This is a genomic window from bacterium (assembly GCA_030693325.1).
Classification (GTDB): Bacteria; Patescibacteriota; Minisyncoccia; order UBA6257; family MFKM01; genus MFKM01.
The window spans coordinates 97,952-113,401 of record JAUYAV010000019.1; the positions used below are offsets into that span (position 1 = coordinate 97,952).

Consider the following 15,450-nt stretch of genomic DNA (forward strand, 5'->3'; position numbering starts at 1 on the left):
ATGTAATGATAGGAATTCTGGAAAAATTTAAAAAAGGAACAGTTTTATTAATTGAAAATTTCAAAAAAGAAATAATCGTTGTCCGGGGCAACCGGCCCAGCCCGGCCTTGGTGGAAAATTTGAAAGTTGATTATTTCGGCCAATCTCTTTTAATTAAGCAATTGGGCTCTATCAGTATCATTCCGCCGCGGGAAATTGACATTAATGTCTGGGATAAAAACGCCATTCCCGGCGTTGTTAAGGCCGTTGAAAATTCGGGTTTATCGGCTAATTACACAGACAAGCTCATCAGAATCAATTTGCCGCCTTTGAATGAAGAACGGCGCCAGGAATTGGTAAAAGCCGTTAAAAAAATCGGAGAAACTTTCAAAATTCAGTTGAGAAATAATCGCGATGAAGTCAATAAAGAAATTGGGCGTTCATTTGACGCTAAAGAATTAAATGAAGACCAGAAATTCAAACTCAAAGAAGAAATTCAGAAAAACGTTGACTCGGTCAATCAGGAAATAGAAAATATTTTGGATAAAAAAATTAAAGAACTGGAGGAGGTTTAATTACGGTAATTACAGTAATTGCTGTAATTGAGTAATTAGCCAATTGAAATTTAGGCAATAAATTAATAAATAACCATGACTATCATCTTATCTATATTTTTTCTTTCAATAATTTTATTTTCCCACGAGCTGGGGCATTTTTTACTGGCTAAAATCTGTAAAGTGCCGGTGGAGGAATTCGGGTTTGGTTTTCCGCCGAGAATTTTTGCTAAAAAAATCGGCGAAACCGAATATAGTTTAAATTGGCTGCCCTTTGGCGGTTTTAATAAAATTAATGGAGAAAGTTTTGAGAGCCAGCCCGCCGGTCGCCGCGTGCTGATTTTAATCGGTGGTATCTTGGTCAATATTATTTTGGGCTGGGTGTTTTTTGTTTTTGTTTTCATGATTGGCAGTAAACCCTTAGTGTTGATTGCTGACATCGCTTCCGATTCGCCAGCGGCTTCAGCCGGGATTCAACAAAACGATGAAGTTCTCTCTATAATTTATCAAAATGAAACCTTAAACGCTCCTTTTTCCAGCCAGCAGTTTATTGATTTTGTCAGTCCCTATAAGGGAGAAATTTTTACCTTAAAAATAAATCGCGAAGGAAAAAATATGGATATTTTAGTGGGTAGCCGTAAAAATCCGCCGGCCGGCGAAGGGTCAATAGGCGTGACTCTTGTTGACGCCGGTACGCCGGCGCTGCCTTTTGTTAAAAGTTTATGGGAAGCGGCCAAATACACCGGCCAGGTCATCGGGTTGAGTTTCTATAGTTTATATTGGCTAGTTAGCAAGATTTTCACAAAACCGGAACTTCTTGACGCTTTAATTGGTCCGGTGGGTGCCGTGGCTTTGGCGGCCCAAATGGGCAAAATCGGGTTTGGTTATCTTTTGCAGATTATGGCTTTTCTGTCTTTGGGCTTTGCAGTATTCAATATTCTTCCTTTTCCGGGCTTGGACGGCGGCCATTTGCTTTTTGTCTTGATTGAAAAATTCAAAGGTTCGCCGATTCCGGCTCGGATAAGAAATTCAATTAATACTTTTGGTTTTGGCTTTCTTTTGCTTTTGATGGTTTTTATAATGTTCAAGGATATAAAGGGGTTGTTCTAATTTTTTTGTCATTCTAAGGTATTCTAAAATCGCCAAGCAGGCGATTTTTTGGTAGAATACAAAAAGTAGGAAATCTTATATAATAAAATTTATATGTATCAATCAAAATTATTTTTTAAAACCCAAAAAGAATATCCCAAAGATGAAACTAGCTTGAACGCTCGGCTTTTAATCCGGGCGAATTTTGTTGATAAATTAATGGCCGGTGTTTACACTTTTTTGCCTTTGGGCTGGCGGGTAATGAAAAAAATTGAAAACATCATTCGCGAGGAAATAAACGCCATCGGCGGCCAGGAACTTTTTATGCCGTCTTTGCAACCCAAAGAAAACTGGATGACGACCGGACGCTGGGAAACAATGGATGATTTGTACAAGGTTAAAGATAAAAGCGAACGGGAATTCGCGCTGGGGCCCACTCATGAAGAAATAATTTCGCCGCTCGTTAAAAAATTCATTAATTCCTATAAAGACCTGCCGATTTATCTTTATCAGTTTCAAAATAAATTTAGAATGGAATTGCGCGCTAAATCCGGCTTGATTCGCGGCCGGGAATTTCTTATGAAAGACCTTTATTCTTTTCATTTATCCCAGGAAGATCTTGACGATTATTATCAAAAGGCGGCCGAGGCCTATAAAAAAATTTTTAAACGGGTTGGAATCGGCGACAAAACTTTTATAACCGTTGCTTCCGGCGGCAGTTTTTCCAAATATTCCCACGAATTTCAGACAATCAGCCCGGCCGGCGAAGACGAAATTTATATTTGCGATAAATGCGATTTAGCCGTAAATAAAGAAATAAAAACCGAAAATGAAAAATGCCAGGGTTGCGGAGGAAAAGATTTTCGCCAGGAAAAAGCGATAGAAGTCGGCAATATATTTAAACTGGGAACAAAATACAGCGCTCCGTTTATTTTGTCCGTTAAAGACGAAAAAGGGGAGAATAAAACAGTAATTATGGGCTGTTATGGTATTGGTTTGTCGCGCTTGATGGGAACTATTGTTGAAGCCCATAATGACGAGAAAGGCATTATCTGGCCCGAAGAAATCGCTCCGTTTGACGTTCATCTTTTGGAAATCGGCGAGGCCAAAAAACCTCTCCGGGCGTTCGCGGAAAAAATTTATCAGGGTTTGGAAAAAGCCGGGTTTGAAGTATTATATGATGACCGCGAGGGAGTTTCGGCCGGCGAAAAATTCACCGATGCCGACCTTATCGGCATTCCATGGCGTTTGGTAGTCAGCGAAAAAACTTTGGCCAATGACAAAGTGGAAATTAAAATGAGAGATAAAAAGGAAGTTGAAATTTTGACTTTAGAGCAAATTATTAAGAAAATAAATAAAGATAAATAATGTTAAGAATTTTTCAAAAAAATATTGGCATTGATTTGGGCACGGCAAACACCAGAGTTTACCTGGCCAATAAAGGTATCGTTTTAAACGAGCCGTCAATTGTCGCTTTCAATAATCGGACCAATCGGGTGATTGCCGTCGGCGAGTCGGCTCGGAAAATGTTCAGCCGGACGCCCGTCCATATCAGCGCCGTCAAACCGTTGGTTAACAGCGTCATTTCCGATTTTGACATTACCCAGGAAATGATCCGCCAGTTTTTGAAAAACATGCCTTGGTCTTTAGCCACCCGGATTATCGCCAGTATCCCCACTAATTTGACGGAAGTGGAGCAAAAATCCGTGGAGGATATTTTCAAAAATGCCGGAGCCAGCAGCGTCTTTTTAGTGCCCCAGCCGGTGGCGGCGGCGTTGGGTTCCCGTTTGGAAATCAACGAACCCACCGCCCGTTTGATAGTGGATATCGGCGCGGGCGTGACCGGCGTGGCTATTCTTTCAATGAATGGCTTGGTGGTTTCCGAGCGTCTGAAAGTGGCCGGCGATCAGTTTAACGAGGAAATCATAAAATTCGTTCGTGATGAATTTAAGTTGATTATCGGAGAACCCACCGCCGAAGAAATAAAACTTGGCGTAGGTTCGGCTATGCCCCAGTCGGAAAAACTGGAAGTGGTGGCGCGAGGTCGGGATATTTCAAGCGGCTTGCCTAAAGAAATCGTGGTGAAGGACACCCAGATCAGAGCCGCCCTTAATCGTTCTTTGCGGACAATAGCGGAAACAGTCAAAAAAGTGATCGAATCGGCGCCGGCGGAATTGGTGGGGGATATTTATAAAAACGGCATTTATCTTTGCGGCGGCGGCAGTCTATTAAGAGGAATTGATGAATTTTTCCGGAAGGAAATCGCGGTTAATGTCCAAATAGTGGACGATCCTCTGAATTGTTTGGTTCGTGGCACTGGCTTGATCGCGGAAAATTTTGAAAAGTATCAGGACTTGTTGCTCTCATAATGACCAAAAAATATATTATATTTTTTTTGCTTTTAGCAGTTTTATTTTTGTTTTTTTTCTATCAAAAAAACATTTTTTTCGGCTTGGATAAAATAAATCTTTCAAGTCAGATTTTGACCGATTTGCGGTTGGAAAATCAGGGCTTGCGGCAGGAAGTTAATGATTTAAAAAATAAATTAAATCTAAAATCCCAGCCGTATCTTACGGCCCAGGTTTATTTGCGCTACCCTTTTGACGACAATCAGACGTTGATTGTTGATGTTGGCTCTAAAGATGGAGTCAAGGTCGGTTGGCCGGTTTTAACGGTGGAAAATTATTTTTTGGGGAAAATTATAAATGTGAAAGCTGATGTCAGTGAGGTTCGGACAATTTTTTCGCCCGATTGGAAAAGCGAGGTTAAGATTGGAGAGATGAGAGTTGAAGCGGTTTTAGTCGGCGGCCGCCAGCCGATTCTGCAGCTCATTCCGGCCGATTCCAAAATAAATCTCGGCGATGCAGTCACCAGCGCTTCTCCTGATTTGCCTTTGGGTCTTTTCGTGGGCAAGGTATCGGAAATAACCCCTCGACCCGCCGCTTCTTTACAACAGGCGAAATTAATAACCGATTACGACCCGAATAAACTGGGAAAGGTTTTAATCATATCCGGTTATGAAGGAATCAACTAACACGCTTAGCGTCCTTAAAATATTATCTTGGGCTTTTTTTATTATCTTGGCTTTCGTCTTCCAAGCCAGTCATTTTCTCGCCGTCAGAGGGATTAATCCCAATTTGATTCTTCTGATTATTATCTTGGGCGTAATTTTGGAAAGGAAATTTTTAGGATTTTTATTTTTTATTTTTACAGTTATTTTACTGTCGTTTGTTTTTTTGCCTTTCTGGCCGAAAGGAATTTTTATTGCGGCGGGTTTGGGCTTAGCGGCTTTTCTGCTCAAAAAATTCCTGACCGGAAATGTGTTTTTTGATTCCTTGATTCTGATTTTTTCGGGAACTTTAGGATTTTATTTGATAATAAATTTCCATTATCTGATTTCTAATCCGATAGCCATTATCGCGGAGCTGTTTTATAATATGACCCTGGGAATTTCAGCGATTTTTTTAATTACAAACTTTTTTTATGAAAAAGAAAACCGAATTAAATCTTGAAGATATTTTAACCGACAGGGCGGCGGTGAATGATTTATTGGAGGTACCGGTCAAGCCGGTCGTTTTTAGAATTTGTTTCTTGGTTATTCTTTTGGCGGTTTTAACAGCCGCCAGCCGCCTTTTTTCTTTAAATGTTTTTAAAGCGGATTTTTATCAGCGGCGCGCTTTGGCCAACATCAGCGAGATTGACGTTCAGAAATCCGAACGGGGGATAATTTTTGACCGCTACGGCAAACCCTTGGTTAAGAACAAACCGATTTTTAACGCGGTTTTAGTGCCTTCGCAATTGCCAAAAGACGGGACAGAGAAAAAAACGGCTTTAAACAAAATCGCCGAGATTTTAAATTTGGCGACTGGAGCTTTGGATAAAATTTTTAAGGAATCCGACCTGGAATTCGCCAATCGGATTTTATTGGCTAGTGATTTGCCCCAAAGCAAGGCTGTTGCCTTACAAGGCGCTAATTTAGCCGGATTACAAATTGAAAACGATTGGCAAAGGGATTACCAGGGTTCTGAGGCTTTCAGTCATTTATTGGGCTATGTCGGTTTGGTCACCAAAAACGACCTTACTATTGACCCTGATTTAGTGAGCGATGACTTGGTGGGTAAAAGCGGTTTGGAGGCCTATTATGATAATCAATTAAGAGGCGAAAACGGCATGATAACCAGTTTTAGAAACGCCAAAGGGAAAATTTTGGCTGAAAATTTGACCAAACAATCGGAACCCGGTCAGCCGTTGAAAACTTTTATTGACGCCGATCTTCAAAATTATTTTTATAATCGCTTAAAGCAAGAATTAAAAAAATTAGGCCGGGATATCGGAGTGGGGATAGCTATTGACCCGAGAAACGGCGAGATTTTGGCTATGGTCAGCGTGCCGGGGTTTGATGCTAACGATATTGTTGATTCTTTAAATCAGCCGAATCAGCCGTTTTTCAACCGGGCCATCGCCGGCCTTTACGCTCCGGGCTCAACAATTAAACCTTTGGTAGCCGTCGCCGCTCTTAATGAAAAAATTATTGACACCAAAAAAGAAATTTTTTCCTCCGGCCGGATTGAAATTCCCAATCCTTATCATCCCGACCAGCCGAGTGTTTTTTTGGACTGGAAAGCGAACGGCTGGGTTAATCTTTATTCAGCCATAGCGCGTTCTTGCAATATTTATTTTTACGCTTTGGGCGGCGGCTTGGAAGACATTAACGGTTTGGGAATTACCAAACTCCGCGATTATTGGCAGCGTTTCGGTTTGGGCGCTAAAACCAATATTGATTTAGTCGGCGAAAAAGCGGGAGTTCTGCCAGTGCCTTCTTCTGATTGGCGGTTGGGCGACACCTACAACGTAAGCATCGGCCAAGGCGACCTTTTAGTCACTCCTTTGCAGTTAGTTAATCACATTACAGCTATTGCCAATGGCGGTAAAATATACCAGCCTCGGATAGCTCAAACCGAATCAAAAACAATTGAAGACCTTAGTTATTTAAAAGCGGATTTTTCCGAGGTGGAAAAAGGAATGATTGATGCCACTCAAAAGCCCTACGGCACGGCTTATCTTTTAAATGATTTGCCTTTTGTGACGGCCGCTAAAACCGGAACCGCCCAGATTAATTTCAATACCAAAGTCAACGCTTTGTTTGTCGGTTATGGTCCAGTGCCAGACCCGCAGGTAGCTATTATGGTTTTAGTGGAAAATGCCAGGGAAGGCAGTTTGAACGTTGTTCCTATAGCCAAGGATGTTTTTAGGTGGTATTATGAAAACCGAATTATTAAATAATTTTTATTATGACAAGAGTTTATTTAACTAGAGAACGGCTAGTGGAGCTGAAAAATGAATTGGTTGATTTGAAAACCAACGCCCGGAAAGAAATATCCGAGCGGCTTAAACAAGCCAAAGAAATGGGAGATCTTTCGGAGAATTCGGAATTTACCAGCGCCCGCGAAGACCAGGTGCTATTAGAGCATCGGATCGGCCAGCTGGAAGAAATGATTCGCGAAGCGGCTTTAATTCACAAACCCAGCCAAAGCGATACAGTCAAGATCGGTTCCACTATTAAAGTCCAAAAGGGTAACCAGTTTTTTACTTACACCATCGTTGGCCCCGAAGACAGCAAGCCAGGCAAAGGCCTGATTTCCAACGAATCGCCTTTAGGCAAAGCATTTTTAGGGAAAAAATCAGATGATATAGTAAAAGCGCAGACCCCGGTTGGACTGGCTGAATATAAAATCATAAAAATAGGATAAAAATTCAAATATTGAATTCATGTTAGAAGATATTATCAAAGAAAGACGCAGAAAATTAGAAAAAATTCTCAAACAAGGAGTTAATCCTTATCCTTCTTCGGCAAAGCGGACGGCTTTAACAGCTGAAGTTTTGGAAAATTTTAATCGTTGGGAGAAAAGCAAAAAGATTTTATTTTTGGTCGGGCGGTTGCGGGCTTGGCGCGATCAGGGCGGAATAATTTTTGCCAACTTGGAAGATGAAACCGGCCGATTCCAATTGGTATTTAACGAAAAGCAAACCAAACAATTTGTTTCTTTTAAAGAAACTTTGGACATTGGTGATTTTGTTGAAGTTTCAGGCAAACTTTTCAAAACCAAAAGAGGGGAGAAAAGTTTGGCCGTGAATTCCGGCCGGATTATCAGTAAAAGTTTAAGGCCTTTGCCGACCGAATGGTTCGGTCTTAAAGACGCCGAAGAGCGTTTTCGCCGCCGCTATCTTGATTTACTTTTGAATCCCGAAGTTAAAACCCGTCTGCAAAAACGCTCGGAGATAACCGGCGAACTCCGGAAATTGCTTTGGGCTGATGGATTTTTGGAGGTGGAAACGCCGATGCTTCAGCCAATGCCTGGCGGCGCCAAAGCCAAGCCCTTTAAAACGCGTTGGGAGGCCTTGCGCGAAGACGTTTACTTAAGAATCGCCCCGGAATTGTATCTCAAAAGATTATTGGTCGGAGGTTTTGAAAAAATTTTTGAAATCGGCAAGAATTTCCGCAATGAAGGAATAGACCGCGAACATTATCCCGAATTTACCATGTTGGAACTTTATTGGGCTTATCAGGATTACAGCTCTTTAATGAAATTCACCAAGAAAATTTTGTTGAAACTGGTCAAGAGTTTGAAATTAAAATCAACGGTTTTTAATCATCCGTGGCAGACCTTCACTTTTGATGAAGTTCTGAAAAAATTCACCCCGCACCACTTTATACATAAAAGTGGTGCTGGGTTCATCAAATCTTCGCAACGGAGTAATCTTTCAAATCTAAATCCCGAAGAGGCCGCCGAAATTTTCAAAAAAGAAATTTGCCCCAAACTAATCAATCCCACTTTTATTATTGATTATCCCGCGGCTATTTCCCCCTTGGCCAAATCTTCTTTAAAAGATTCTCATTTGGTTGAAAGATTCCAGTTGGTGGTTAATGGTTGGGAATTGGTTAACGGCTATTCTGAGTTGAATAACCCCGAAGAACAGCGTCGCCGCTTGGAAGAACAGGAAAAAAGATATCTGGCCGGCGACCAGGAATTGTCACGGGTTGATCAGGATTTTCTTGAGGCCTTGGAATACGGAATGCCGCCGGCCGCCGGCTTGGGCATAGGAATTGACAGATTAGTGGCTATTTTAACGGAAAGTCACGGCATCAGAGAAATAATCAGTTTCCCGATGCTTAAAGGCAAATAATAATTTATTTAATTATATGCTAGACGTAAAATTTATCAGAGACAATCCGGAGTTGGTTAAAGAAGGAATCGCCAAAAAAAGAGCTGACCCTAAATTGGTGGATTCTTTTTTGCGGCTGGACGAGGACTGGCGGACTAAAGTCGCGGCCATTGACGAATTGCGCTCGGAGCATAATTTGAATAACACGGAATTGGCCAAACATCAGACCGATGATTTGCTCAGCAAAGCGGAAATTTTAAAAAAACAATTAATCAAACTGGAGGATGACAAAAAAGATTTAGAGGAACGCCGTCAAGCCAAGCTTAATTTAATACCCAATTTACCTGATGCCGATGCGCTGTTGGGAAAAAACGAAACCGAAAATCAAGTTATAAAGGAAGTCGGTAAAAAACCTGAATTTTCCGCCAAAGGCGGATCCGCCGCAGGTGGAGATTTTGTTCCCAAGGATTATCTTTCTTTGGCCGAGAAACTCGGCATTATTGACGTGAAGCGAGCCGCCAAGGTTTCAGGTAGCCGTTTTGGCTATCTTCTGGGCACGGCCGCTCTTTTGGAGTTCGCTTTAATCAATTTCGCGATAAAACGCCTTCTTGACGAAGATTTTATTTCCGAAATAATCAAGAAAAATAATCTTAATATTTCCAAAAAGGCCTTTATTCCGGTTATACCGCCGGTTTTAATCAACCGGAAATCAATGTGGGGGATGGGCTATCTGGACCAGGCCGCCGATGAAATTTATCATTTGGAAAAAGACGATCTTTATCTAGTGGGCACTTCGGAACAGTCGCTTGGAACGATGCACCAGGACGAAACTTTTAAAGAAAACGAGTTGCCTAAACGTTATGTCGGATTTTCTACCTGTTTTCGCCGTGAAGCCGGTTCTTACGGTAAAGATACTAAAGGCATTTTGCGAGTTCATCAGTTTAATAAACTGGAAATGTTCAGTTTCACTACTCCGGAAACTTCCAAAGAAGAACATAAATTATTTTTGGCGATTGAGGAGGCCTTGATGCAGGAACTGGAAATTCCTTATCGGGTAATGAATATTTGCACCGGCGATTTGGGCGCGCCGGCCGCTTCAAAATTTGACATTGAAGCGTGGTTCCCGAGCGAGAATATTTACCGCGAAACCCATTCCACTTCCAACTGCACCGATTATCAGGCGCGAAGATTAAATACCCGTTATAAAAACAAAGCCGGAAAGACGAATTTTGTTCATATGGTAAACGGCACGGTTTTTTCCCAGCGGCCCATCCTCTCCATTATTGAAAATTATCAAACCAAAGAAGGCGCTATAAACATTCCCAAGGTTTTGAGTTTTTATTTTGAGAAGCTAAAGTAGGAATTTTTGATAGTTTAATTCTCCTAGGTAGAGCCACAGCAATGGGTTTGGTCTATATTTCTAGAGCGATATACTTAAGTATATCATGAAAACTAAATAATGCTTTGGGCGCCTTTATAGCTTGGAAGCAATGGTTTGTATTTTTTCCCCTTCCTTGCCTCAATATCCAATAATTCTCTTGATTTAAAATTCTTTTTTATGATTCTTTTTCTTGGCTTCTTAAACCCACTTTTGACAAAACTTATGGTTTTCAAAGTTATGGCCAACTCTCTACTGATTTCTCTATAACTTAATCCTTTCTCCAAAAAATAAAAAATACCCAATCTTTTTTCAAAGACAATCTTTTCTTGGGGAGTAAAATATTTATCCGAAAAAGCGTCAAATTCTTCATAATTTTTTATATTTTTAATCTCTCGCAAAAACCGCGTCCAAATATCTTCCTTGAATTTTTTATCAAAATATTTTTTACAGGTCGTGGACATATTGAAACGATATACTTAAGTATATCACCGTGGCTTAATTTAAGAATAAAACCCAATCAAATGATGTGTTAAGCGATATACTTAAGTATAACACTGTTGAAAAAAATATAAAATAAAAATAAATAAAAATATCGGATTTGTTCCAACACCGATAAGTTAATCCAACGCCTTAATCAAATACTCCAATCAAAAAGAGAGTCATATGCTGATATACTTAAGTATATCAGCATTAAAGAGATTTTCTTCTAGAATTTTTTGAGGGGCCGGAACAATCTAAAAAAGATGATCTAAGTTGGCTGAAAGAGATGGATTTAGAGGATATAAAAACTTAACTTTGGAATAAGGAGGAATAATCCATTCTTACGAGGTTTAACCTCGTAAGAATCTCTACTCCTACACTGATATACTTAAGTATATCAGCTTCGTAGATTACGATGGATTTGCTCCGACTTTGTCGAGAGTCTCCGACAGGAGTCGCGAGTCATCGGACCTCGATGAAATCGGGACAATTTTGAATCGCTTCTAAACATTATCGAGGTTCGACCTCGATAATGTAAAAATTTTTATACTTAAGTCAACTATTGAGATTCAATCTCAATAGAAAAATTTTATGGGCACCCCGTGATAAGACCATCTTTAATAGTTGCTTGGCATTTGGTAGTACAAGTGGCATCTGCGCAAAGCCAATATGAAGCGCTATTGGTTAAACCTTGCGTTCCGTCTCCCGAGTAATAATCATTTGCTCGCAGTGTTCCATTTACTTCTAAAAGATAACTCGGCCCCGCCGTCCCGATGCCGACGTTGCCGTTATCTAATACTGCCATTCTCCATCCACCTGAATAAAATCCTGTCCAATCTTCTGCGTCACCTCCACGGCCTATAAAAACTGTATCAGTTGTTGGAGTTCCTGATTCTGTAAACCATATACCACCGCCATTCCCGCCCGTACCACGAGTCCTTATTCTTCCGACAGTATCTAAAATGTATCCCGGCACCGTCGTCCCGATGCCGACGTTGCCAGAATTTTTAATTAACTTTACAACAAATAGCTATACACTTATTACCGTACCCGCCACCGCTATAAGTATAGCAATTACAACCATCTGCGACGGGCATGGCAGTTTGGCCTTCTCCTCCTGGAGCACATCCTGTTAGGCTATATCCAGCTGGACATGTAGCAGAAGTATAGGTACCTATTGCCGAGTCAGTAGTGACTGCAGTACACGTCAACCCCGTGCCACTCAATGTTTTGCTATTAAAACTAGTTGCAATCGCAGCACCGTTTACATCTAACTTCGCCCCCGGACTCGCCGTCCCGATGCCGACGTTGCCGCTAACACTCAAATCACTGGCAGTTATCACGCCGTAAGGCGCGGTTGGAGGAGTGAAATTAGAAGTCCAGCGGGCGATGCCCTTGGAGATACGGACTTCGTCTATCCAGCCATTAAGATACATTGCTCCACCAGTCGAACCCATAACTAAAACGGATGCAGAATTAGGGAGTGTTCCTAATCCTGTAGTTGTTGATCCTACCTGTATTCCATCTTTGAATATTCTTAAATTGTCGCCATTCCTTACAACTGCAAAATGATACCAAACATTAGTTGTATAGGTTACCGCACCTCCTACACTAGCAACTACACCTGAGTTTATTGAATAAAAAGATATTTGCTCACCACCATATCCTCCAAAATAGAAATATGGGTCAGAAACGCCTTGACCTACAAAGCCAGCCCAACCAGATACACTATTAAATTTTACCCAACTATCAATAGTAAAATCTCCAGTACCAAAATCCCAATCAGCACTATCTGGAACAGTAAGATAATCCGTGCTTCCGTTGAACACGGCGCTTTTTGAACCAAACTTATACTGAGCGGTGGTTTGGGTGGCAGAGCCAACAGCGGTAACGGCTTTGCCTGTTGCCGAATCACTGAAGGAAGTTCCCGAACCCTCCATATGGAGTAATAACTTGTTGTAGCTGTCCGTTGTCTGCAATCCTTGGGGAGCGTTTATCAATCCGGCCACGTCTAATATATAACCCGGGTTAATTGTCCCGATGCCGACGTTGCCGGAGGAATTTACAACAAGGGCGTCAACTGCAGTAGGCGTAAGATATCTGACGATGACGATGCCTGAACCACCAGCATAGCCTGGTGATGTTGCATACCGACCATCACCACCATTTCCACTATTTGCTGCACCTGCCGCAGAACCTCCACCACCATGACCACCTGCTGCATAGGTTATTGAAGCACCTGAAATAGAGTTCGCTGTCCCATTTCCTCCTACGCCTCCATTATGCAAAGGATTATTTGTTGGAGCCGAACCAACACTTGCTGACCCTCCTCCTCCACCGCCACCTGCACCGCCTCCAGCATAACCATTCTGACCACCATTATACCCTTGGCTACCTGTTCCTACAGTTGCTGGACCATAATTGAAATAACCGGCGCCACCTCCGCTTCCTCCATTAACTCCGTTAGGTAGATTATTATCCTGTCCTGCAATCCACCCAGCCCCTCCACCACCACCGCCATTAGCAGTAATAGTTGAAAATACGGAATTATTACCAGAAGAACCTTTTACATACGCTCCAACTCCACCTGCACCACCATTACCAACAGTAACTGTGTAAGCTTGCGCAGTAACTGCTAAAGAAGCATTATATTGATAACCTCCTGCTCCTCCTCCACCCGCACCACCATTACCTGATGAACCTCCACCACCCCCACCTGCTACAACAAGAACTTCTACATTTCTAGAAACATTTGGAGTGAAGGTTCCACCAGGATATGTAAAGGTATGAATAGTGTAACCCCCGATATATGTTATTGTTCCACCAGTAGCAGAAGATGTTGGTGTTACTTTTACATGTAAGGGTCCAGCCGGCGCTGTCGTCCCGATGCCGACGCTGCCGTCATTTAAAATTACCATTTTTCTTGCATCAGTATCGGCGCTGGCGAATGTTCCAAAAACAATATCATAGCGAGACATAATACCCAAATTTCTTCTACCTGAAGCGTTATAAGAAAATATTGATTGCCTGAAACTATCATCAGTGCCATCTGTTAAATTTATTACAGCACCCAAGGTAGTCATATCTGGAAAATAACTTGAGCTAACAAACGCACCCGCAGTACTTCCAATTTGTACTTGTTTGTAAGTATCCCCTTGCACCTGCAACTTTGACAATGGATTCGCCGTCCCGATGCCCACGTTCCCGGCGTTGGTATTGTAGATATTAGTGGAAGAAGCGGCCCAACCCACGCCTCCAAGAACAGACCAAGCGCCGCTCGCGTAACCCCGGAAAGCGTTGCTCGCGGTATTGTAGTAGATAGACCCGTTCTGGGCTCCGGCCACGGGGTCGTTAATCAGCTGGCCCACATTGAGGAGATTGGAAATGTTGATGTCTTTCCATTTGTAAGTGGCATCACCCAGGGAAAAAGAATTGTTGGTATTGGGAATCAAACTATCGTCAAAGGTGGCGGCGCTCACTCTGCCGATGGCGATCTAGAGGGCTCTCGTTATCTGCTGATAGGGATTCTGGCTGTTGTAGGTCAAAGAAAGGTTGATCTGGACAATGGCGTGGGCCTGGGGGTTTTCGTATTTGATGGCTTCAAACTGGGCAACCTTCACCTGGCTGTTGGTCAGGGAGTAGGTTTCTCCCGTGCCCTGCTTCAGATAAATACCATTGGCATCGGAGGAAATAATGGTGGGGTCCAAAGAAGACGAAGCCATTCTCAAGACCAGACTGGAAGAAGCCACTCCGGCCGGGTTCTCTATATTGGCGCTGTCTCTGACCAATCTTTGAATAGTTGACTGGACAAACGACAATTGCTGGGTGAGCTCGGAATCAGCCGAGGTCTGGGTCTGGACCCGGGTGAAGGTGATGAGAACTCCGGAGAAGACCCCGACGGAGATGGAGAAGATGGCAGTATAGATTAAAAGCTCAATAAGAGTGAAACCTTTTTGAGATTTATTCATATATAGTGGTATTATAACATTTTTTATTTCAAACGTTGATGCGCTTCGCTTTTTATCTTGGCGTAAAAGGGTTTAAGGGATATTATTAAACAGAGATGCTGAAATTTATAATATTTTTTTCTGTTTTTATTTTGTTAGCCACTGGCGCTATTTATTTTGTTTTTCATTCCCATTTTTTGAAAGTAGCTGCAGTGGATATTGTCGGTTCGTTAAGAGCTGAAGAAATTAAAGAAGTATTAATTGATAATTTATTAAAAACTTCAAAGATTCGCTCCTGGCTCGGTCCGGAAAATCTGCTTTTTTGGCCGTCAAAGATTTCAAACATTCCGGCATCTTTATATTGGCTTTCAGGTTTAAGTTTAGAAAAAAATTGGCAAGAGAAAATAATTACTCTTAACGCGAAAGAACGCGAGCCCTGGCTCTTGTGGTGTCTGACGGACAGCGGCAATTGTTATTGGCTTGACGAGCAGGGAATCGTTTTTTCTTCCGCTCCCGAAGCCGAAGGGTTTCTTGTCTCCAAGGTGTCCGAGCAAGGCGACCGCCGACAGCTTTCGCTCGGCCAGCTATTTTATGATAATTCTCAATTTGCCGAAAATACTTTAGAAATTATTAAACAGATAAAAAATTCTTCATTAGCGGTTTCCAGATTTTCAATTGAGAACCCGAACTTGGAGGAATTAACCGTTGAAACCACCGGGCCGAAATTATATTTCAGTTTGCGTTTTTTGCCTCAAAATTTTGATAAAGTTTTAAATGATTTAATCAATCGACCGAATTTTAGAAAATTGGAATATATTGATTTTCGCGTGGAAAACAGAATATACTATAAATAACA

15 protein-coding genes are annotated in these 15,450 nt (G+C 41.8%); 11 read left to right on the plus strand and 4 right to left on the minus strand.

The window, feature by feature from the left end:
- The first annotated feature begins 5 nt into the window (after positions 1-5).
- From Q8N22_02545 to serS, 10 genes are all read left to right on the plus strand, one after another.
- Positions 6-554 carry a ribosome-recycling factor gene (locus Q8N22_02545; protein ID MDP3052807.1) on the plus strand — a complete coding sequence of 183 codons (549 nt, stop codon included), beginning with the start codon at positions 6-8 and terminating at the stop codon, positions 552-554.
- A gap of 75 nt (positions 555-629) precedes the next feature.
- Positions 630-1,643, plus strand: a complete 1,014-nt coding sequence (locus Q8N22_02550; protein MDP3052808.1) for a site-2 protease family protein — start codon at positions 630-632, stop codon at positions 1,641-1,643.
- A 93-nt stretch (positions 1,644-1,736) separates the two neighbouring features.
- On the plus strand, positions 1,737-2,990 hold the full coding sequence (locus Q8N22_02555; GenBank protein MDP3052809.1) for an aminoacyl--tRNA ligase-related protein: 1,254 nt from the start codon (positions 1,737-1,739) through the stop codon (positions 2,988-2,990).
- Positions 2,990-3,991 (plus strand): rod shape-determining protein, encoded by a 1,002-nt coding sequence (locus tag Q8N22_02560; protein MDP3052810.1) that lies wholly within the window; start codon positions 2,990-2,992, stop codon positions 3,989-3,991. Before Q8N22_02555 ends, Q8N22_02560 begins: the two co-directional genes overlap by 1 nt.
- Entirely contained in the window at positions 3,991-4,656 is a 666-nt protein-coding gene (gene mreC / locus Q8N22_02565) for a rod shape-determining protein MreC (protein MDP3052811.1), read from the plus strand. The genes Q8N22_02560 and mreC overlap by 1 nt, the downstream gene beginning before the upstream one ends.
- Positions 4,640-5,134: a hypothetical protein gene (locus Q8N22_02570; protein MDP3052812.1), complete on the plus strand. Its 495-nt coding sequence runs from the start codon at positions 4,640-4,642 to the stop codon at positions 5,132-5,134. The genes mreC and Q8N22_02570 overlap by 17 nt, the downstream gene beginning before the upstream one ends.
- Positions 5,106-6,905, plus strand: coding sequence for a penicillin-binding transpeptidase domain-containing protein (locus Q8N22_02575; GenBank protein ID MDP3052813.1), 1,800 nt, complete (start codon positions 5,106-5,108; stop codon positions 6,903-6,905). The genes Q8N22_02570 and Q8N22_02575 overlap by 29 nt, the downstream gene beginning before the upstream one ends.
- An 8-nt stretch (positions 6,906-6,913) precedes the next feature.
- On the plus strand, positions 6,914-7,372 hold the full coding sequence (gene greA, locus Q8N22_02580; protein MDP3052814.1) for a transcription elongation factor GreA: 459 nt from the start codon (positions 6,914-6,916) through the stop codon (positions 7,370-7,372).
- A gap of 19 nt (positions 7,373-7,391) precedes the next feature.
- The gene (gene lysS / locus Q8N22_02585; protein MDP3052815.1) at positions 7,392-8,807 is read left to right on the plus strand and encodes a lysine--tRNA ligase; all 1,416 of its coding nucleotides are present in this window, start codon (positions 7,392-7,394) and stop codon (positions 8,805-8,807) included.
- Between the two features lie 16 nt (positions 8,808-8,823).
- Positions 8,824-10,146 carry a serine--tRNA ligase gene (gene serS, locus Q8N22_02590; protein MDP3052816.1) on the plus strand — a complete coding sequence of 441 codons (1,323 nt, stop codon included), beginning with the start codon at positions 8,824-8,826 and terminating at the stop codon, positions 10,144-10,146.
- A gap of 92 nt (positions 10,147-10,238) precedes the next feature.
- On the opposite strand, the gene Q8N22_02595 is transcribed toward serS, so the two are convergent.
- From Q8N22_02595 to Q8N22_02610, 4 genes are all read right to left on the minus strand, one after another.
- Positions 10,239-10,628, minus strand: coding sequence for a Trp family transcriptional regulator (locus Q8N22_02595; protein MDP3052817.1), 390 nt, complete (start codon positions 10,626-10,628; stop codon positions 10,239-10,241).
- 608 nt (positions 10,629-11,236) lie between these two features.
- A complete protein-coding gene (locus Q8N22_02600; protein MDP3052818.1) occupies positions 11,237-11,623 on the minus strand; it encodes a hypothetical protein in 387 nt (128 codons plus the stop codon).
- A 31-nt stretch (positions 11,624-11,654) separates the two neighbouring features.
- The gene (locus tag Q8N22_02605) at positions 11,655-14,126 is read right to left on the minus strand and encodes a LamG-like jellyroll fold domain-containing protein (GenBank protein MDP3052819.1); all 2,472 of its coding nucleotides are present in this window, start codon (positions 14,124-14,126) and stop codon (positions 11,655-11,657) included.
- A 15-nt stretch (positions 14,127-14,141) separates the two neighbouring features.
- Positions 14,142-14,615: a type II secretion system protein gene (locus Q8N22_02610; protein ID MDP3052820.1), complete on the minus strand. Its 474-nt coding sequence runs from the start codon at positions 14,613-14,615 to the stop codon at positions 14,142-14,144.
- Positions 14,616-14,710: 95 nt separating this feature from the next.
- On the opposite strand from Q8N22_02610, the gene Q8N22_02615 reads away from it, so the two are divergent.
- On the plus strand, positions 14,711-15,448 hold the full coding sequence (locus tag Q8N22_02615; GenBank protein MDP3052821.1) for a hypothetical protein: 738 nt from the start codon (positions 14,711-14,713) through the stop codon (positions 15,446-15,448).
- The last annotated feature ends 2 nt before the right edge of the window (positions 15,449-15,450 follow it).

Excerpts from the sequence above, each read along its gene's own strand:
- Q8N22_02545 (MDP3052807.1), top strand. The coding sequence starts at position 6 with ATGATAGGAATTCTGGAAAAATTTAAAAAAGGAACAGTTTTATTAATT.
- Q8N22_02550 (MDP3052808.1), top strand. The coding sequence starts at position 630 with ATGACTATCATCTTATCTATATTTTTTCTTTCAATAATTTTATTTTCC.
- Q8N22_02555 (MDP3052809.1), top strand. The coding sequence starts at position 1,737 with ATGTATCAATCAAAATTATTTTTTAAAACCCAAAAAGAATATCCCAAA.
- Q8N22_02560 (MDP3052810.1), top strand. The coding sequence starts at position 2,990 with ATGTTAAGAATTTTTCAAAAAAATATTGGCATTGATTTGGGCACGGCA.
- mreC (MDP3052811.1), top strand. The coding sequence starts at position 3,991 with ATGACCAAAAAATATATTATATTTTTTTTGCTTTTAGCAGTTTTATTT.
- Q8N22_02570 (MDP3052812.1), top strand. The coding sequence starts at position 4,640 with ATGAAGGAATCAACTAACACGCTTAGCGTCCTTAAAATATTATCTTGG.
- Q8N22_02575 (MDP3052813.1), top strand. The coding sequence starts at position 5,106 with ATGAAAAAGAAAACCGAATTAAATCTTGAAGATATTTTAACCGACAGG.
- greA (MDP3052814.1), top strand. The coding sequence starts at position 6,914 with ATGACAAGAGTTTATTTAACTAGAGAACGGCTAGTGGAGCTGAAAAAT.
- lysS (MDP3052815.1), top strand. The coding sequence starts at position 7,392 with ATGTTAGAAGATATTATCAAAGAAAGACGCAGAAAATTAGAAAAAATT.
- serS (MDP3052816.1), top strand. The coding sequence starts at position 8,824 with ATGCTAGACGTAAAATTTATCAGAGACAATCCGGAGTTGGTTAAAGAA.
- Q8N22_02595 (MDP3052817.1), bottom strand. The coding sequence starts at position 10,628 with ATGTCCACGACCTGTAAAAAATATTTTGATAAAAAATTCAAGGAAGAT.
- Q8N22_02610 (MDP3052820.1), bottom strand. The coding sequence starts at position 14,615 with ATGAATAAATCTCAAAAAGGTTTCACTCTTATTGAGCTTTTAATCTAT.
- Q8N22_02615 (MDP3052821.1), top strand. The coding sequence starts at position 14,711 with ATGCTGAAATTTATAATATTTTTTTCTGTTTTTATTTTGTTAGCCACT.